At 65.4% G+C, this 18,929-nt stretch carries 18 protein-coding genes; 9 read left to right on the plus strand and 9 right to left on the minus strand.

The genetic code is table 11. The features are described 5' to 3' along the window. Positions 1-87: 87 nt before the first annotated feature. The 3 genes from ACYUME_RS14025 (at position 88) to ACYUME_RS14035 (ending at position 3,746) form a co-directional block, all read left to right on the plus strand. Positions 88-1,158 carry an enoyl-CoA hydratase/isomerase family protein gene (locus tag ACYUME_RS14025; RefSeq protein ID WP_460415198.1) on the plus strand — a complete coding sequence of 357 codons (1,071 nt, stop codon included), beginning with the start codon at positions 88-90 and terminating at the stop codon, positions 1,156-1,158. 16 nt (positions 1,159-1,174) lie between these two features. Beyond that, positions 1,175-2,326, plus strand: a complete 1,152-nt coding sequence (locus ACYUME_RS14030) for an acyl-CoA dehydrogenase family protein (protein ID WP_460415200.1) — start codon at positions 1,175-1,177, stop codon at positions 2,324-2,326. A gap of 529 nt (positions 2,327-2,855) precedes the next feature. Then, a complete protein-coding gene (locus tag ACYUME_RS14035; protein ID WP_279882268.1) occupies positions 2,856-3,746 on the plus strand; it encodes a universal stress protein in 891 nt (296 codons plus the stop codon). A 141-nt stretch (positions 3,747-3,887) separates the two neighbouring features. On the opposite strand, the gene ACYUME_RS14040 is transcribed toward ACYUME_RS14035, so the two are convergent. From ACYUME_RS14040 to ptrR, 4 genes are all read right to left on the minus strand, one after another. Further along, positions 3,888-4,409, minus strand: coding sequence for an acyloxyacyl hydrolase (locus tag ACYUME_RS14040; protein ID WP_279882266.1), 522 nt, complete (start codon positions 4,407-4,409; stop codon positions 3,888-3,890). 215 nt (positions 4,410-4,624) lie between these two features. Continuing rightward, entirely contained in the window at positions 4,625-5,374 is a 750-nt protein-coding gene (locus ACYUME_RS14045; RefSeq protein WP_460415202.1) for a phytanoyl-CoA dioxygenase family protein, read from the minus strand. A 33-nt stretch (positions 5,375-5,407) separates the two neighbouring features. Next, positions 5,408-5,848: a carboxypeptidase regulatory-like domain-containing protein gene (locus ACYUME_RS14050; protein ID WP_279882262.1), complete on the minus strand. Its 441-nt coding sequence runs from the start codon at positions 5,846-5,848 to the stop codon at positions 5,408-5,410. A 78-nt stretch (positions 5,849-5,926) separates the two neighbouring features. After that, positions 5,927-6,805 carry a putrescine utilization regulator PtrR gene (ptrR, locus tag ACYUME_RS14055; RefSeq protein WP_279882260.1) on the minus strand — a complete coding sequence of 293 codons (879 nt, stop codon included), beginning with the start codon at positions 6,803-6,805 and terminating at the stop codon, positions 5,927-5,929. A gap of 105 nt (positions 6,806-6,910) precedes the next feature. On the opposite strand from ptrR, the gene ACYUME_RS14060 reads away from it, so the two are divergent. Then, the gene (locus ACYUME_RS14060) at positions 6,911-8,296 is read left to right on the plus strand and encodes an aldehyde dehydrogenase family protein (RefSeq protein WP_460415204.1); all 1,386 of its coding nucleotides are present in this window, start codon (positions 6,911-6,913) and stop codon (positions 8,294-8,296) included. 33 nt (positions 8,297-8,329) lie between these two features. Here ACYUME_RS14060 and ACYUME_RS14065 read toward each other — a convergent pair whose 3' ends face one another. After that, entirely contained in the window at positions 8,330-9,229 is a 900-nt protein-coding gene (locus ACYUME_RS14065; RefSeq protein WP_279882257.1) for a helix-turn-helix domain-containing protein, read from the minus strand. Between the two features lie 162 nt (positions 9,230-9,391). Between ACYUME_RS14065 and ACYUME_RS14070 the strand changes: the two genes are divergently transcribed. The 3 genes from ACYUME_RS14070 (at position 9,392) to ACYUME_RS14080 (ending at position 13,297) form a co-directional block, all read left to right on the plus strand. Further along, a complete protein-coding gene (locus ACYUME_RS14070; protein ID WP_279882255.1) occupies positions 9,392-10,750 on the plus strand; it encodes a glutamine synthetase family protein in 1,359 nt (452 codons plus the stop codon). A 149-nt stretch (positions 10,751-10,899) separates the two neighbouring features. Beyond that, positions 10,900-11,988: a polyamine ABC transporter substrate-binding protein gene (locus tag ACYUME_RS14075; protein ID WP_279882253.1), complete on the plus strand. Its 1,089-nt coding sequence runs from the start codon at positions 10,900-10,902 to the stop codon at positions 11,986-11,988. Between the two features lie 13 nt (positions 11,989-12,001). Further along, positions 12,002-13,297 (plus strand): NAD(P)/FAD-dependent oxidoreductase, encoded by a 1,296-nt coding sequence (locus ACYUME_RS14080; protein ID WP_460415207.1) that lies wholly within the window; start codon positions 12,002-12,004, stop codon positions 13,295-13,297. A 12-nt stretch (positions 13,298-13,309) separates the two neighbouring features. Here ACYUME_RS14080 and ACYUME_RS14085 read toward each other — a convergent pair whose 3' ends face one another. After that, positions 13,310-13,615, minus strand: a complete 306-nt coding sequence (locus tag ACYUME_RS14085) for a helix-turn-helix domain-containing protein (RefSeq protein WP_460415208.1) — start codon at positions 13,613-13,615, stop codon at positions 13,310-13,312. Continuing rightward, the gene (locus ACYUME_RS14090) at positions 13,596-13,979 is read right to left on the minus strand and encodes a type II toxin-antitoxin system RelE/ParE family toxin (RefSeq protein ID WP_279882247.1); all 384 of its coding nucleotides are present in this window, start codon (positions 13,977-13,979) and stop codon (positions 13,596-13,598) included. The genes ACYUME_RS14085 and ACYUME_RS14090 overlap by 20 nt, the downstream gene beginning before the upstream one ends. Before the next feature lie 180 nt (positions 13,980-14,159). On the opposite strand from ACYUME_RS14090, the gene ACYUME_RS14095 reads away from it, so the two are divergent. Continuing rightward, entirely contained in the window at positions 14,160-14,837 is a 678-nt protein-coding gene (locus tag ACYUME_RS14095) for a DUF3313 domain-containing protein (protein WP_279882245.1), read from the plus strand. A gap of 64 nt (positions 14,838-14,901) precedes the next feature. On the opposite strand, the gene ACYUME_RS14100 is transcribed toward ACYUME_RS14095, so the two are convergent. Next, positions 14,902-16,209 (minus strand): serine/threonine transporter, encoded by a 1,308-nt coding sequence (locus tag ACYUME_RS14100; RefSeq protein ID WP_460415211.1) that lies wholly within the window; start codon positions 16,207-16,209, stop codon positions 14,902-14,904. Between the two features lie 188 nt (positions 16,210-16,397). Continuing rightward, positions 16,398-17,774 carry an L-serine ammonia-lyase gene (locus ACYUME_RS14105; RefSeq protein WP_460415213.1) on the minus strand — a complete coding sequence of 459 codons (1,377 nt, stop codon included), beginning with the start codon at positions 17,772-17,774 and terminating at the stop codon, positions 16,398-16,400. Between the two features lie 146 nt (positions 17,775-17,920). Here ACYUME_RS14105 and ACYUME_RS14110 point away from each other — a divergent pair, with 146 nt between their 5' ends. Then, entirely contained in the window at positions 17,921-18,865 is a 945-nt protein-coding gene (locus ACYUME_RS14110) for a LysR substrate-binding domain-containing protein (protein WP_460415215.1), read from the plus strand. Positions 18,866-18,929: the final 64 nt, after the last annotated feature.

Raw genomic sequence — 18,929 nt, forward strand, 5'->3', positions numbered from 1 at the left:
AGGCAAATTCGCATGACAGGATCCAGCGATCCGCCCGCGCATCCCAGACTTCATCTGGAAAATCAATAACAAGGCAGGGAGACCGCGATGACCGCGCACGCTCAACCCTCGGCAACGGATCAGGTACTGGCCGAGGTCCGCAACCACATTGGCCACCTCACCCTCAATCGCCCCGCCGGGCTCAACGCCCTTACCCTCGACATGGTGCGCAGCCTGCAGAAACACCTGCACCGCTGGGCCCAGGACCCGCAGGTACATGCCGTGATGCTGCGTGGCGAGGGGCCCAAGGGCTTCTGCGCCGGTGGCGACATCCGCTCGCTGCACGACAGTTTCAAGGCCGGCGACACGCTGCACCACAGCTTCTTCGAAGAGGAATACGCCCTGGACCTGTGCATCCACCGCTACCGCAAACCGGTGCTGGTGCTGATGGACGGCTTCACCCTCGGCGGCGGCATGGGCCTGGCCCAGGGCTGTGACCTGCGCATCGTCACCGAGCGCAGCCGCCTGGGCATGCCCGAGGTGGGCATCGGTTACTTCCCGGATGTCGGCGGCAGCTACTTCCTGCCCCGCGTGCCCGGCGAGCTGGGCATCTATCTGGGCGTGAGCGGCAGCCAGATCAAGGCCGCCGACGCACTGTACTGCGGGCTGGCCGACTGGTACCTGGACAGCGAAAAGCTCACCGCCCTGGATGACGGGCTCGATCGCCTGACGTTCGGCGCCAACCCGCTCAAGGACCTGCAAGGCTTGCTCGCCAGGCTGGGCACCCAGACCATGGCGGACGCACCGCTGGCGAAACTGCGCCCGGTGATCGACCACTTCTTCGCCCTGCCCGACCTGCCGAGCATCATCGAGCAGCTGCGCGCCGTGAGCATCGGCGATACCCGGCAATGGGCGCTGGACACCGCCGACCTGCTGGAGACTCGCTCGCCCCTGGCCATGGCCGTCACCCTCGAACTGCTGCGCCGGGGCCGCCACCTGGCCCTGGAGGACTGCTTCGCCATGGAGCTGCACATCGATCGCCAGTGGTTCGAACATGGCGACATCATCGAAGGCGTGCGCGCGCTGATCGTCGACAAGGACAAGCAACCCCGCTGGAACCCGCCGACCCTCGCGGGCCTGACTCGCCAGCGGGTCGACCAATTCTTCGAAGGCCTGTGAGCCCGGGAGTACACAGATGCAAGACCTGGAATTGAGCGAAGAGCAGATCATGATCCGCGACATGGCCCGGGACTTCGCCCGCGGCGAGATCGCGCCCCATGCCCAGGCCTGGGAAAAGGCCGGCTGGATCGACAACGAGGTGGTGCGCAAGATGGGCGAGCTGGGCCTGCTCGGCATGGTCGCCCCGGAACAGTTCGGCGGCAGCTACACCGATTACGTCGCCTATGCCCTGGCGGTCGAGGAGATCTCCGCGGCCGATGGCGCCACCGGCGCGATGATGAGCATTCACAACTCGGTCGGCTGCGGCCCGCTGCTGGCCTACGGCACGCCGGAGCAGCAGCAGGCCTGGCTGCCGAAGCTGGCCAGTGGCGAAGTGATCGGTTGCTTTTGCCTGACCGAACCCCAGGCAGGGTCCGAAGCCCACAACCTGCGAACCCGCGCCGAGCTGGTCGACGGCCACTGGGTGATCAACGGCGCCAAGCAGTTCGTCAGCAACGCCCGACGGGCCAAGCTGGCGATCGTCTTCGCCGTGACCGACCCACAGCTGGGCAAGAAAGGCCTGTCGGCGTTCCTGGTGCCCACCGACAACCCCGGCTTCAAGGTCGACCGCAGCGAGCACAAGATGGGCATCCGTGCCTCCGACACCTGCGCCGTGACCCTCGATGACTGCCGTATCCCCGCCGCCAACCTGCTTGGCGAACAAGGCAAGGGGCTGGCCATTGCCCTGTCCAACCTCGAAGGCGGGCGCATCGGCATCGCCGCCCAGGCCCTGGGCATCGCCCGGGCGGCGTTCGAGGCCGCGCTGCTGTATTCGCGCGAGCGCATCCAGTTCGGCAAGCCGATCAACGAACACCAGAGCATCGCCAACCTGCTGGCTGACATGCAGGTACGGATCAACGCCGCGCGCCTGCTGATCCTGCACGCCGCGCGTCTGCGCACGGCCGGCAAGCCGTGCCTGTCCGAAGCTTCGCAGGCCAAGCTGTTCGCCTCGGAGATGGCCGAGCGGGTGTGCTCGATGGCCATTCAGGTGCATGGCGGCTACGGGTACCTGGAGGACTATCCGGTGGAGAAGTACTACCGCGACGCGCGGATCACCCAGATCTACGAGGGCTCCAGCGAGATCCAGCGCATGCTGATCGCCCGCGAGCTCAAGCACTACCCGCTCTGAGGCACATGCATTTCAAGGTCTTTGCGGCGCGGGATGTTGATCGAGCAAGGGCCTTGAGGTGTTCGCCGATAGAGTTGCAGCGCCTATGAGATCGAGCGCCGCCCGCGCGGCGCATCGCGACGCAAGGCCGCTCCTACATTTGTTGCAACGTGCCGAACCTGTGAGGCCATGGTTGCCCGCCTTGGTGCATGCCTCAAGTCAGGCGAGGCGCCAGCAGTGCCCACCTTGATACCGCGTCGTACCAACAAGGCGGACCAGGTAATGGCACAGGAGAGACTGGCCCGAAACAGATGTAGGAGCGGCCTTGCGTCGCGATGCGCCGCGCGGGCGGCGCTCGATCTCATAGGCGCTGCAACTCTAACGGCGAACACCTTGACGGGATTACTCCAAGGCGGGCTCGATCCCTGTGGCGGCGGGCAAACCCGCTGCCACAAACAGCTAGACTCTAAGGACCGCGCCACGCCGCAATGCACGACGGGGCCGCACAGACCAGGCATGAACGGGGGGCTGCCACACGTGGAGGTGTGAGATGAGCCAGTTCAAGCGTTTGTTCGTCATGCTCGGCCCGCAGATGCGCCACACGCCAGCCCTGCAAAGGGCCGCCGCGCTCGCCGAGTCCAGCGGCGCCCTGCTGGATATCAACGTCTTCGTCGACGATGTCGACACCTTCGGCCTGATGAGCGACGGGCGCGAACGCGAGCGCCTGCTCGAACACAACCGCCAGTGGCTGGCCGACGAGGCCGAGCAATTGCGCGGCGCAGGCCTGGATGTGTCCACCGAGCTGCTGCTGACCCGTGATCCGCTGGGCAGTGCGCTCGAACAGATCGAACGCCTGGGCTGCGACCTGCTGGTCAAGGACGTCCAGCACGAGCCGATCCTCAAGCGCCTGCTGGTCACCCCGCTGGACTGGCAACTGCTCAAGGACAGCCCGGTGGCCGTGCATCTGGTCAGCGAGATCCGCCTGCCCCTGCCACGGCAGATTGCCGCCGCGGTGGACCTCAACAGCCATGGCGAAGGTGAGCATCTGGACCAGCAGGTGATCCGCAGTGCCCATGCCCTGGCCTTGCAGTGCAATGCCGAGCTGCACCTGCTGCACGTGTGCGATGCGGTCAAGACCCATATCGCCGATTTCGGCGCCGGCACGGTGACCATGCCAGGCTTCGATGCCAGCGTGCGCACGGCGCAGCGCACGGCGTTCAACCGCCTGGGCGACCATCACCAGATCGACCTGGAGCGCCGGCACTTCCTCGAAGGCCCGGCGATCAAGGCGATCACCCAGTACATCGCCGCCAGCCGGGTCGATGTGATCGTCATGGGCAATCACCGCCATGACGCCCTGCAGACCTTCCTCGGCGGCACCACCGCGCATGTGCTGGAGCATCCGCTGTGCAATGTGCTGGCGATCAAGGCCGTGCGTTGAAATACCCCAGTGAGCGGGTTCACCCGCGAAGCAGACCCAAGCACCGCGTCGCCTGCTTCGCGGGTGAACCCGCTCCCACAGGAGTTGCGCAAGGCTTGGGGTCAGTGCGCTCCCTGTGGGACATGCGCTCGGTGATAGGGATCAGAAGCCCTTGCTGTAGAACAGCGAGTACGATTCGATACCGTCGTTCGGCTGCTTGAGGCCGGCGTTGGAGTAGTGAATCGCGCGGATACCGACCTTCTGCTCGGCCGGCAGCTTCAGGCCGAAGCCGATGCGGTCTTCGAAGTTGACCGACGACCCCAGGCGCTGGTCGCCCACGTCGGTCTTGGAGAATGCCGCCAGGCCGATGCCGGCCTCGATGAACGGGGTATAGGTGAAACCGCTGAACTCATAGACGAACACCGGGCTGAAGGACAGCGAGTGGGCGCCGCTGGCCTCGCCACCTTCCCAATAGGTATAGGCCGCGTCCCAGTAGCCGGTCAGGTGGCCGGTGCTGCTTTCCAGCCATTTCTTGTCCCAATCGAACGACAGTCCGACGCGGTAGGTCATGTCGCCCTGGCCAGTGGCGCCGACGGCACCGGAGACCTGCGCGGCCTGGGCCAGGTTGGCGCCGGCGAAAGCCAGCAGAGCGGCGGCCAGCGAGGTGGCGAGACGGGTTTTCATCAATGACTTCTCCTGATGGTCTTCACGGACAGGCCCGCTTCGCGACCGTGCGGGCCTGTGGCAAGCGGGGGCTTGGCCCCTCGTTGTGCACCTGTCGACGGCACATCCCGACCGCGCAACAAGTGGTAATACTTCTTGGATTATCGTCCGAATAATCTGAAAGTTGAAAGGCCTTTGCCACCATTGGCTAAGGACACAGCGTTCCATGCATGCGTTCAGTCGTATTCCGACTCTTCGTGCTCCCCCAGCAACCTACGCTGGCGCGGCGTGGCTGTGGCCAGCACGTCGGGATTGAAGCGCCAGGTCAGATAAGGGGAGAACTTCTGCGCCACCATCCGCCGCCCATAATGCACCTGGAGCATGTCGCGGACTTGCCCGACGCTTCGGTTCGCGCCCCCGCCATGCCAGGCATCGCTGCGAAACAGCAGCGCGTCACCGGCCCGGCACAGGATCGGGCAAGCCCCCTGCCCTAGCCAGGCCGCTTCGTCTTGGTGCGGCGCACGCCCGGCACGCTGGCTGCCGGGCACGATCAGGGTCGGCCCCAGCGCTTGATCGATATCGCACAGATAGAGCTGCGCGGTGATGATCTGCGCCGGTGGCGTGAAACGCTCATGCGCGCACAGCCAGGCGGGCAATGCCATGGGCAGGTAATCGAGGTGCAGGGGCATGCCCGCGTACCCAGGATGGCTGCGCCAGGCGGTCTGGCCGATGATGTGGCAGTCACGGCCAAGGGCCGCCTCGGCGACGTCGATCAGCGGCGCCAGGTCGAGAAACGGCAGCCACAGCGGGTCGCGGTTGAACACGCACTTGTAGTGTTCCAGCAGCCCCTGGTAGTCCCAGTGCATGGGGCGCAGGTCATCGATGGCGCAGCGCAGCAAGGCGATGCACGACGGATCCAGCACACCGGGGATCAAGGTGTAGCCGTCATCGTCGAGCTCTTGAAGACAGCGTTGCAGATCATCCATTGCTGGCAAGCCTCGCATGCCACCGCGCATGTTTCAGCGCCAGTTCAGATCCACCCGCGCCGGCGCCTTGCCGTCCACCACCACCTGCTGGCGCACGGTCTGGCCATCGGCGCTGCCCGTCACCCGATAGTGCCCAGGGGGGAGTTGCACGTAGATCAGCGGGCCGACGTCCTGCAGCGCCAGCACCTGATTGCCCTGGGCCGACTCGATGGCCAGGGTCGCACCGCTCTGGAACTTGCCTTCAGCGCCGGTGGACAAGGTGATGTGCAGGTTGTAGCCGGGGGTGCGCCGCAGGGCATTGGCTTCATCCTGGCCGATACCGCCTTGCAGGTAGCGGACACCGTTCTGCTCCTGCGCCTGCAGCTGCACGCCCTGCGGGTCGACCGGGGCACCCGGGTCGGCGGCGGCCAGGGTCCAGGGCATGCTCAGCGCCAGCAGCAGCGCTGCGCAGAGCCCGTAGTGATGAGTGCGCATGGCGTGTTCCTCCCTCCAGGGGTGGTCTACACACTTTGGATACTCGCGTGGCGCCACCGTTCGAGGCGATCGGCACCGTTAGTCGGTGCCGACCGATCCGCCACGTTCCTCCAGCAGCCGGATGAACATGCTCAGGCTGCGCGACACAGTGCCTCGCCGCCACACCAGCCAGGTCTTCAGGTAGCGGAAATCCTCGGCCATCGGCCAGGCGCTCACGGTGCTGCACCCCGGCATGTTGTCGAGCATGCTGCGCGGCATCATGGCCAGCCCGGCACCGGCACTGACGCAGGCGAGCATGCCGTGGTACGACTCCATCTCGTGGATCTTGCCCGGCACCGCCTGGTCGTGGACGAACCAGCTCTCGAAATGATGGCGATACGAGCAATTGGCGCGGAAGGCGTAGATGCTCGCACCGTTGACATCCCTCGCCCGTGTGACTGGCGGGTGGTTGAGCGGCGCGATGACCATCATCTCCTCCTCGAACACCGGCACGCCTTCGAGCGTGGGATGCAGCACCGGGCCATCGACGAACGCCGCGACCAGGCGCCCGGACAGCACGCCTTCGAGCATGGTCCCGGACGGGCCGGTGGACAGGTCCAGGTCGACCTTGGGATAGCGCTGGTTGTAGGCCGCCAGCAGGGCCGGAATGCGCACCGCCGCCGTGCTCTCCAGCGAGCCCAGGGCGAAGGTGCCCTGGGGGTCCTCGCCTGCCACGGTCAGGCGCGCTTCATGCACCAGGTCGAGAATGCGCCGGGTGTATTCGAGGAAATTCCAGCCCGCCGGCGACAGGCGCAAACGGCTTTTCTCGCGGATGAACAATTCGACGCCCAGGTCTTCTTCCAACTGCTTGATACGGGTGGTCAGGTTCGACGGCACGCGATGGATCTGCTGGGCCGCCGCGCTGATGCTGCCGTGCTCGGCCACGGCCTTGAAGATCTCCAGTTGCACCAGGTCCACGGTCATTCTCCAAACGTGAATGTTTCGCTCATTATTATTCAGTTTTCATTAAAGCGCGCCACCACTAGTCTGGGCTCACCCCATCAAAACAATGAGAGTCCTGCCATGAGCGAGATCAGCAGCCTGACCCACGCCATCTCCGTCGACCCCTATACCGGCGAGCGGATCGGCCACTACGCCTTCGACACCGACGCCGCACAAGACGCGGCGCTGCAACGCGCCAAGGCGGGCTACGACCAGTGGCGCAAGGTGTCGCTGGGGCAGCGCAGCGAATACCTGGTCGCGCTGGGGCAGGCCCTGCAGGCAAACGCCGAAGCCTTCGCCCAGATGATCGCCCGCGAAATCGGCAAACCGATCGCCCAGGCACGTGGCGAGGTCAGCAAGTGCGTCGGGCTGTGCCAGTGGTACGCCGAACACGGTCCGGCGATGCTCGCCCCTGAACCCACGCAAATCGAAAAGGCCCGCATCGAATACCGCCCGCTGGGCCCGATCCTCGCCGTGATGCCGTGGAACTTCCCGATCTGGCAGGTGCTGCGCGGCGCCGTGCCGGCGCTGCTGGCCGGCAACACCTACGTGCTCAAGCACGCGCCGAACGTGATGGGCAGTGCCTACCTGCTGGCCGACCTGTTCAAGCGCGCCGCCCTGCCCGAGGGCGTGTTCGAAGTGCTCAACGTCGCTCCCGAGGGTGTCACCCGCGCGATCAACGATCCACGCATCGCCGCCGTGACCCTGACCGGCAGCGTGCGCGCCGGCATGGCCATCGGCGCCCAGGCTGGCGCCGCGCTGAAGAAGTGCGTGCTGGAGCTGGGTGGCTCCGACCCGTTCATCGTGCTGGCCGACGCCGACCTGGATGCCGCGGTGAAGGCCGCGGTGATCGGCCGCTACCAGAACACCGGCCAGGTCTGCGCCGCGGCCAAGCGCCTGATCGTCGAGCAAAGCATCGTCGAGGCCTTCACCGCCAAGTTCGTCGAGGCGACGCGCGCGCTCAAGCTCGGCAACCCGCTGGAGGAAGACACCTACATCGGCCCGATGGCCCGCTTCGACCTGCGCGACGAGCTTGACGGCCAAGTTCAGGCGACCCTCGCCGAAGGCGCCACCCTGCTGCTGGGCGGGCACAAGATCGAGGGCGCGGCCAACTTCTACGCACCGACCGTGTTCGCCGACGTCACCCCCGAGATGACGGCGTTCAAGCAGGAGCTGTTCGGCCCGGTGGCGGCGATCATCAGCGCCCGCGACGCCGACCATGCCGTCGAACTGGCCAACGACAGCGAGTTCGGCCTGGCTTCGACCATCTACACCGCCGACTACGCCCTGGCCGAACGCATGACCACGGCGCTGGACACCGGTGGCGTGTTCATCAATGGCTACTGCGCCTCCGACCCCCGCGTGGCGTTCGGTGGCGTGAAGAAAAGCGGCTTCGGTCGTGAGCTTTCGCACTTCGGCGTGCGCGAGTTCACCAATGCCCAGACCGTGTGGCTGGATCGCAACTGAACAGCTTGGGGGCGGGCTTGCCCTGCCCCTTTGCTAGCGCCCCCGCACCCGCTTCAGGGTGTCGCTGGGCAACTCCTGGAACAGCTGCCGATAGCTCTCGGAAAACCGCCCCAGGTGCCAGAATGACCAGCGCATGGCCACCTCGGCCACGGTCGCGTCCCCCGCCAGCAGATCCCGCCGCGCGCCATTCAGGCGGCGCAGCCGCAGCCAATGCGCCGGCGGCAGGTTGGTGAAGCCCTTGAAGGCCTGCTGCAACTGACGCACCGAGACCCCGGCGACCTTGGCCAGTTCCACCAGGTTGAGCGTCTCGTCGGGACAGTCGGCGGCCCATTCGCTGACCCGCCGCATGATCGTCCGCTCCTCGTCGCGCCGCCCCAGGGCGTCGCCCTGCAAGCGCTGCCCGGCGTTGTCGAGAATGAACAGGCAGTCCTCCAGCAACTGCTCGGCCAGCGCCCTGCCCTCCAGCGGGCAGTCGGCCTGGCCCAGACGGCTGAGCGTGGCGCTCAGCCAATTACCGAACAGCGCGGTCTGCTGGCAGGTCAGCGGCACCATGAACAGGCCGCGCAGACGCTCCGGATCAAGCCCATGGCTGGCGAGGAACGGCTGCTCGAACACCACCGCCACTTCCTGGTAGTTCTCCGGGGTGATCCAGATGTTGCGGCTGTCTTCGTTGAGCAGGTAGAGGCTGTTCTCGCTGCGGTCGAAGCAGAACGCCAGAGCGCCACTGGGGGCGCGGAAGAACTGCTCGACCCGGGTGTTCAAGCGCTCTTCGTATACCTCGACGCCCTCGAGCGCCAGCCAGCGCAGCTGACCGTTGAAATGCCCGGGGGACATCTGCCGGTACTGCTGCTGCCAGCCAGGGGTGGCGCGGGTCTGTTCGGTCACGTCGGTGGTACGGAAATCCTGGACCTGCAAGGCGGTTGGCGTGTTCACGCACTGTCCTATTGCACTCTTTTGGTGCATTCAACGGCGAAAAAAGTGGATAGATCGCCCCGAGGGGCAGCGCCCAAGATAGCCCTCAGCGTCACCTGTGGGAAGTGCCCTACGGCACGAGCGCCTTGCGTCCCACCACAACAACCCAACCAAGAGGTCTGTATGAACGCCCCCTTCGATCAGCTGTCCACCTGGCTGAAAGAACACCGGATCACCGAAGTCGAATGCGTGATCAGCGACCTGACCGGCATCGCCCGCGGCAAGATCGCCCCGACCGCCAAGTTCCTCCACGAACGCGGCATGCGCCTGCCCGAGAGCGTGCTGCTGCAGACCGTCACCGGCGACTACGTCGATGACGACATCTACTACAGCCTGCTCGACGCCGCCGATATCGACATGATCTGCCGTCCCGACCCGACGGCGGTGTACCAGATCCCCTGGGCCATCGAACCGACCGCGATCGTCATCCACGACACCTTCGACAAGCAGGGCAACCCCATCGAGCTGTCGCCGCGCAACGTGCTGAAGAAGGTGCTCAAGCTGTATGCCGACAAAGGCTGGCAGCCGATCGTCGCGCCGGAGATGGAGTTCTACCTGACCCAGCGCTGCGAAGACCCGGACCTGCCGCTGCAGGTGCCGCTGGGCCGCTCGGGCCGCGCCGAAAGCGGTCGCCAGTCGTTCTCCATCGATGCCGCCAACGAATTCGACCCGCTGTTCGAGGACGTCTACGACTGGTGCGAGCTCCAGGGCCTGGACCTGGACACGCTGATCCACGAAGACGGTCCGGCGCAGATGGAGATCAACTTCCGCCACGGCGACGCACTCGACCTGGCCGACCAGATCACCGTGTTCAAGCGCACGATGCGCGAGGCGGCGCTCAAGCACAACGTCACCGCCACCTTCATGGCCAAGCCGATCACCGACGAACCGGGCAGCGCCATGCACCTGCACCAGAGCGTGATCGACATCGCCAGCGGCAAGCCGATCTTCGCCAATGAAGACGGCAGCATGAGCGAGTTGTTCCTGCACCATATCGGTGGCCTGCAGAAGTACATTCCCAAGCTGCTGCCGATGTTCGCGCCGAACGTCAATTCGTTCCGCCGCTTCCTGCCGGACACTTCCGCGCCGGTGAACGTCGAGTGGGGCGAGGAAAACCGCACCGCCGGCCTGCGCGTGCCGACCTCGAGCCCCGAGGCGATGCGCGTGGAGAACCGCCTGCCGGGCGCCGACGCCAACCCCTACCTGGCCATTGCCGCGAGCCTGCTGTGCGGCTACATCGGCATGGTCGAGAAGATCGAACCGAGCGCGCCGGTACAGGGTCGCGCCTATGAGCGGCGCAATTTGCGCCTGCCGATCACCATCGAGGATGCGCTGCAGCACATGGAAGATTGCGAGGTGGTCCGCGAATACCTGGGGCAGCAGTTCGTCCAGGGCTACGTCGCGGTCAAGCGCGCCGAGCACGAGAACTTCAAGCGCGTGATCAGCTCGTGGGAGCGGGAGTTCCTGTTGCTGAGCGTCTGACCATCTTGTGGGAGCGGGCCTGCCCCGCGACAAGGCCAGCAGCCCAATCGCGGGACAAGCCCGCTCCCACGTTGTCCCGACAGAGCCTGCCCGCATTACCGATCCACCGTTAATACCACGACCAAGAAAAAGACCAACGAGGTGTCGACATGCGTCATTTGCCCATCCTGATCCCCGCAACCTTCGCCCTGCTGTTCGGCGCCACCGTCCAGGCCAAGCCGACGGTGAGCGTGTACAACTGGACCGACTACATCGGCGACACCACCCTGGCCGACTTCCAGGCCAGCAGCGGGATCAAGGTGGTCTATGACGTCTTCGATTCCAACGAGACCCTGGAGGGCAAGCTGCTGGCCGGACGTACCGGCTACGACGTGGTCGTGCCCTCCAACCATTTCCTCGCCCGCCAGGCCCAGGCCGGCGCGTTCCTGCCGCTGGATCGCGACAAGCTGCCGAACTGGCGGCATCTGGACCCGAAACTGCTCAAGCAGCTGGAACAGAACGACCCCGGCAACGAGTACGCCGTGCCTTACCTGTGGGGCACCAATGGCATCGGCTACAACGTCGACAAGGTCAAGGCGGTGCTGGGCATCGACAAGGTCGACTCCTGGGCGGTGTTGTTCGAAGCCGAGAACCTGAAGAAGCTCAAGCAGTGCGGGGTGGCGTTCATGGACTCGCCCGACGAACTGTTCCCGGCCATGCTCAACTACCTGGGCCTGGACCCACGCAGCGAAAAGGCCGATGACTACCGCAAGGCCGAAGCCCGCCTGCTGGAGCTGCGCCCGTACATCACCTACTTCCACTCCTCCAAGTACGTCTCGGACCTGGCCAACGGTGATGTCTGCGTGGCCTTCGGCTACTCCGGCGATGTGCTGCAGGCCGCGCACCGCGCCGAGGAAGCTGGCAACGGCGTCAAGGTTGCCTACAGCATTCCCAAGGAAGGCAGCAACATCTGGTTCGACCTGCTGGCCATCCCCAAGGACGCCAAGAACCCCGAGCAGGCGCTGGCGTTCATCAACTACCTGATGGACCCCAAGGTGATCGCCAAGGTCAGCGCCTCGGTCGGCTACGCCAACGCCAATCCGGATGCCAAGGCGTTCATGGACGACAGCCTGGTGGAAAACCCCGAGATCTACCCGCCCCAGGAAGTGCTGGATCGGCTGTATGTGTCGACGATGCAGAGCCCAGGGATCCTGCGGCAGATGACCCGTTCCTGGAGCAAGATCAAATCCAACCGCTGAGCCGAGCACAGCCATGCCGAACATGAATGAACATACTGCGTCCTACTACGCCGCCACGGCGCGTCAAGGCACGCCCTACCCGATGCTCGACCAGGACCTGCACGCCGATGTCTGCGTCGTCGGTGGCGGCCTGACCGGGGTCAACGCCGCCCTGGAGCTGGCCGAGCGCGGCTTGTCGGTGATCCTGCTGGAGGCGCGTCGCGTCGGCTGGGGCGCCAGCGGACGCAACGGTGGCCAGTTGATCCGTGGTATCGGCCATGACGTGTCGGGCTTTGCCCGCCACGTTGGCCAGGATGGCGTGCGCTACCTCAAGCAGGCCGGCATCGACTCGGTGGCCCTGGTGGCCGATCGCATCAAGCAGTACGACATTGCCTGCGACCTGCGCTGGGGCTTCTGCGAGCTGGCCAACACGCCCGCCCAGTTCGCCGCGTTCGAAGACGAACAGCGCGACCTCGCCGAGCTGGGGTATCGCCACGAAACACGCCTGGTCGGCCCCGAGCGCATGCGCGAGATCGTCGCCAGTGACCTGTACGCCGGCGGCCTGGTGGACATGGGTTCGGGCCATCTGCACCCGCTCGACCTGGTCCAGGGCGAAGCCCGCGCCGCCCACGGCCTGGGCGTGCGCATCTTCGAGCAGAGCCCGGTGCTGCGCATCGAGCATGGCCGCACCGTGACCCTGCACACCGCGCGCGGCAAGGTGCGGGCGCAAAGCCTGATCCTGGGCTGCAATGCCCACCTCGACGAACTGGAGCCGCGCCTGAGCGGCAAGGTGCTGCCGGCCGGCAGCTACGTGGTGGCCAGCGAGCCATTGCCAGAAGCCCTGGCGCGCACGCTGATCCCGCAGAACATGGCGCTGTGCGACCAGAAGGTCGGCCTGGACTACTACCGACTGACCGCCGACAACCGCCTGCTGTTCGGCGGCGCCTGTCACTACTCCGGGCGCGACCCCAGGGACATCGGCGCCTACATGCGGCCCAAGGTGCTCAAGGTGTTCCCGCAGCTGGCCGAGGTGCGCCTGGACTACCAGTGGGGCGGCATGATCGGCATCACCGCCAACCGCTTCCCCCAGGTCGGCCGGTTGAGCCAGCACCCCAACGTGTTCTATGCCCAAGGCTACTCGGGGCACGGGCTGAACGTCACCCACTGGACCGCCAGGCTGCTGGCCGAGGCGATTGCAACCGAGCACAGCTACGGCTTCGATGTGTTCAGCGCCGTACCGCACCTGACCTTCCCCGGTGGCAAGGCCTTGCGCTCGCCGCTGCTGGCACTGGGCATGCTCTGGTACCGGCTGCGCGAGACGCTGGGCTGAGCGCGGCGGTGCTCAGAGAATGGCTTGCAGACCCTTGTCGGCGATGATGTTGAGCAGCTTCAGGGCCGGTCCCGCGGGCCGTGTCTCGCCCTGCTCCCACTTGCGCACCGTGGAGGCACTGGTGTGCAGGTGCAGGGCGAACACCGGCTGGCTGAAATTCAACGCCTCGCGCAGGCGCCTGATGTCCTGGGCACTGAATGCGCGGACCGGCGCCGGGCAGATCGCCTCGAAATCGCGCAGCGTGACTTTACCGATCGCGCCCGCCTGCTCGAGGGCCGTCAGGTCGGCGCGTAACGATTCAATGAGTTCGCTGGTCACAGTGGACCTCCATCAATACGCCGCAATCCAGGGCCTTGGCCACGTCATGCGGTGACAATTCCAGAAATACCTTGCCGGTGAACTGCAAGGCCTTTTGCTCGCCTGGCGTGACATTGGCCAGGTCGCTTTTGGCAAAACCGTGGAGAAATACGTATCGGCTGCCGATGCGTGCCGATAGCAACGTGCGATATCCACCGCGCTTGCCGCCGCCATGGCCCGCTACGCGCTTCTTGAACAACAGCCCGCCAAGGCTGGCGTCCACCAGTCCGCTCTGCATCTCCACGACCGCCTGGCACAGCATCCAGTCCGGCAGACATTCCCTGAGCTGCCAACGGGCGAATTCCCTGCGCTTGTACACTTCCATGTCGGACGCCCCAAACCATACCCGTAAAGGGCATACTTTTCCAGCCTCGAACATAAATGAACAGTCGTCCCGCTCGGGCAGTGCGGTGGGAAACCGCAACCGCAGCTCGCCAGAATGCTGGCCTTCGGCCCAGCACCTGCTAGCGTTGTCCTGGCCATCTCCCTCATGGACCCCGTCATCATGAAGCGACTGCCTCGCACCACCCTGCTGTGTGCCGCCCTGCTGGCCCTGGTTGCCTGTTCCAGCAATCGGGTCGACCCCAAGGACTATTCCGGCTTTCTCCAGGACTACAGCCGCCTGAAGCCAGCCGAGAGCATCTCCGGCGCACCGGTGATGCGCTGGATCGACCCGGACGTCAAGGCCAGTCAGTACACCAAGGTGTTCATCGAGCCGAGCCAGTTCTATCCCAAGCCGCAGCCGACCGCCGTGATCTCGGCGCAGACCCTCCAGGCAATCACCCGCTACTTCAACGAGGCCATGCGCCGCGAGCTGGGCAGCGTGCTCACCCTGGTCAAGGAACCAGGGCCGAACACCATCGTGGTACGTCCGGCGATCACCGCCGTCTCCACCAGTACCGAGGGCCTCAAGCCCTATGAAGTGATTCCCATCGCCCTGGTCGCCGCGGCGGTCAACACCGCCGCAGGTGGTCGCGACCAGGCCGTGGACGTGGCGGTGGAAGCGGCCTTCCTCGATGGCGCCAGCCAGAAGGTACTGGCGCAGGTGGTGCGCAAGGGCAGCGGCAAGGAGCTGGAGAACGACAGCACCCAGCTGACCTTGAACGACGTCAAGCCGGTGCTCGATGGCTGGGCCAGCGACATGCGCCGCAGCTTCGTGGCGTTGCAGCAAAAGGCCAAGTGATCGGAGCCTGATCCGTCCTGCCGGCGACCATCCATGAATGTATGCCGGCAGGCAGGGTCTTTCGTCAGGCAACGAAGCTGTAGACGATCGCCGACAGCGTGATCAGACCGATCAGCACCACGAACACGTTCGACAAGCGCCCCGAGTATTGCCGCAGCGCGGGCACCTTGTGCACGGCGTACATCGGCATCAGGAACAGCAGGCAGGCGATCACCGGACCACCCAGGCTCTCGATCAGCCCGAGGATGCTCGGGTTCACGGTCGCCACCGCCCAGCAGGTCACCAGCATGAACAGCGCCGTGGCGCGCTCCAGGCGCTTGGCCGGCCAGGTCTTGCCACGGCCGCGCAGGCTCTTGACGATCATGCCCTGGAAACCTTCGCTGGCACCGATGTAATGGCCGAGGAAGGACTTGGTGATCGCCACCAACGCGATCAGCGGCGCGACGAAGGCGATCACCGGCGTCTGGAAGTGGTTCGCCAGGTACGACAGGATCGAGATGTTCTGCGCCTTGGCCGCGGCCAGATCAGCAGGGCTGAGGGCCAGCACGCAGCTGAAGCAGAAGAACATCACCGTCAGCACCATCATCACGTGAGCCGTGGCCAGGGTGCGACCACTCTTGCGGTCGGCGTCGGCGCCGTAGCGGTGCTTCTGGTCGACGGCGAAGGCCGAGATGATCGGCGAGTGGTTGAACGAGAACACCATCACCGGGATCGCCAGCCACAGGGTCAGCAGCAGCTTCGAGGCGCTGATGCCTTCGTTGGCCTGGGCGAAGAAAGCGCCGTTCCAGTTGGGGATGAGGCTCAGGGCCAGCAACAGCAGCGATGCGACGAAGGGGTACACCAGCAGGCTCATGGCCTTGACGATCAGCTGCTGACCGCAACGCACCACGATCATCAGCCCGCAGATCAGCAGCAACGCCAGCAGTGCCCGGGGCGGCGCGCCGATATGCAGCTGGTGTTCGAAGAAACTGGTCAGGGTGTTGGTCAGCGCCACGCTGTAGACCAGCAGGATCGGGAAGATGGCGAAGAAGTACAGCAAGGTGATCAGCTTGCCGGCGCCCACGCCGAAGTGCTCTTCGACGACTTCGGTGATGTCCTCGTTGCCGCCTTTGCGACCAGACAGCACGAAACGGGTCAGGGCCCGGTGGGCGAAGAAGGTCATGGGGAAAGCCAGCAAGGCCAGGATCAGCAGCGGCCAGAAGCCCCCTACCCCGGCATTGATCGGCAGGAACAGGGTACCGGCGCCGATCGCCGTACCGTACAGGCCCAGTGCCCAGGTGGTGTCGTGACGGTTCCAGGTGGTCGTGCCGGTGGCCGCAGCCTGGGCAGCCGAATCCGCACGAATGCTCGTGGTGCTTTGTACATCAGTCATGGGTATCGCCTTTGTAGTTGTTTTTGTCGCAGGTACAGCGGGTGTCGCAGATTGATACCGCCCCCTGTAGGAGCGGCCTTGTGCCGCGAAAGGGCTGCAGGGCAGCCCCAGATTTCAGAGTGATATGAGGATCGCCGGGGCCACTTTGCGGCCTTTCGCGGCATGAGGCCGCTCCTACAGCGCAGCCATCAGCACTCGACGAAAGCGACGGCCAGGCCGCCGCGCGAGGTTTCCTTGTAGTTGGCGTGCATGTCCGCGCCGGTGTCGCGCATGGTACGGATCACCCGGTCGAGGGAGATGAAGTGCTCGCCGTCGCCGCGCAGGGCCATCTGCACGGCGTTGATCGCCTTCACCGCGGCGATCGCGTTGCGCTCGATGCATGGCACCTGGACCAGGCCACCGACCGGATCGCAGGTCAGCCCCAGGTTGTGTTCCAGGGCGATCTCGGCGGCGTTCTCCAGTTGCGGCGGCGTCGCGCCAAGCACTTCGGCGAGGCCAGCGGCAGCCATGGAGCAGGCCGAACCCACCTCGCCCTGGCAGCCGACCTCGGCGCCGGAGATCGAGGCGTTCTTCTTGCACAGGATGCCCACCGCCGCCGCCGCCAGGAGGAACGCCACCACGTCATCGTCACAGGCGCCGGGATTGAACTTCATGTAGTAGTGCAGCACCGCCGGGATGATTCCCGCCGCACCATTGGTGGGCGCGGTGACCATGCGCCCGCCTGCGGCGTTCTCCTCGTTGACCGCCAGGGCGAACAGGTTCACCCACTCCATGGCGCTCAGGGTCGAGCCGATCACGTTGGGCTTGCCGATCTCCTGCAGGCTGCGATGCAGACGCGCCGCCCGGCGCTTGACCTTGAGCCCACCAGGCAGGATGCCTTCATTGCGCAGGCCATTGTCGACGCATTCGCCCATGGCCGCCCAGATCTTCAGCAACCCCGCGCGCACCTCGCTTTCCGGACGCCAGGCGCACTCGTTGGCCAGCATCAGCTGGCTGACGCTGAGGTCGTGGGCCTTGCACAGCGCGAGCAGTTCGTCGCCGCTGGAAAACTCATAGGGCAATTGGACCTGGCTCGCGTCGCGCTGCGGCGCGTCGATCTCGCTTTGCTCGACGATGAAACCGCCGCCCACGGAATAATAGGTCTGGCTGAACAGGCTGCCCTGCTCGTCGAAACTCTCGAGGGTCATCGCATTGGGGTGATAGGCCAGGTTTTCGTCGAGCAGGCGCATGTCACGGCCATACTGGAACTCGATGGGCTGGCTGCCGTCGAGCATCAGGCATTGCTCCTGCATCAGCTGATCGATGCGCGGTTCGATGCTGTGCGGATCGATCCGGTCTGGCCACTGCCCCATCAACCCGAGCAGGCAGGCACGGTCCGTGGCATGCCCGACGCCGGTGGCCGACAGCGACCCATAGAGACGCACCTCGACACGCCTCACCTGGGCCAGCAGACCGCGCTCGCGCAGTGCCTGGGCAAAGGTCGCCGCGGCGCGCATGGGGCCGACGGTATGGGAGCTGGACGGGCCGATGCCAATCTTGAAAAGGTCGAAAACACTGATAGCCATGCTAATGCCTGACCGTGACAGCGAACTGACGTGCGCCACGGCTCTCTGGAAAAATTGAACGTTAATGCAAAGTTGCGCGATACTGCCGCGCCAAGCTCGGCTTGACCAACGAAACTTTCTACACAAGCCTTTAGCAGGACTAAACGATGAGAGGGCCACTCAATGGCCAGGTGTTCGTCTGGCTGCACGTGTTCTCCTGTGCGGCGCGGCACCTGTCGTTCACCCGCTGCGCCGAAGAGCTGCACATTACCCCCGGCGCGGTGAGCCAACAGATGCGGCAGCTGGAAGAGCGCCTGGGCTTTCGCCTGTTCCTGCGCCGAGCCCGAGGCGTGGAGCTGTCCGCCGAAGGGCAGCGCCTGGCGCAGACCGTGACCGAGGCCTATGGCAGCATCGAGGCCGAGCTGCTGCGCCTGGACGCCGGCGAAATCCGCGGCACCCTGCGCCTGCGCTCGATCCCCTCGTTCCTGGCCAAATGGTTGACGCCACGCCTGCCGCGCTTCCAGCAGCGCTACCCGGACATCGAACTGCGCCTGGTGGCCGAGGACAGCAACCAGGCCCTGCACCCGGACGACTTCGACCTGGCCATCGACCTCAACGACGGCAGCTACCCGGGCATGCTCTCCACCCCGCTGCTGGACGAGCAGATCTTTCCGGTCTGCTCCCCCGCGCTGCTGCGCGGCCGGCCACCGCTGCACGGCCCCGGCGACCTGGCGCACTATCCGTTGCTGCACGACATCACCGCCTGGCGCGGCAGCTCGGAGTACGCCGAATGGGAGTTCTATCTGGACGGAATCGGCGCCAGCGGGCTGGATGTGCGCCGTGGACATACCTTCAACCGCAATCACCTGACCATCGAGGCGGCCATCGCCGGCGTCGGCGTGGCCATCGCCCGACGCACCCTGCTCAATGACGAACTGGAGCGGGGTGCGTTGATCGTGCCGTTCGGCGTGCCGATCGCCAACCACAAGCGCTATGTGCTGCTTTATCCACCGGGCGGGCTGAGCCAGCCAGGCGCACGCGCGGTGCATGACTGGCTCGTGGAAGAGGCGCAAGGCTTTCGGGCACTGTGGGACCGTGCCGCGGCACATTGACCGACCAGAGACGATTCACCCACGCAAGGCCATCGTGCCCACCGCAAAAGCCCCCGCGAAGGGG

The sequence above is a fragment of the Pseudomonas sp. microsymbiont 2 genome (genome assembly GCF_054788395.1).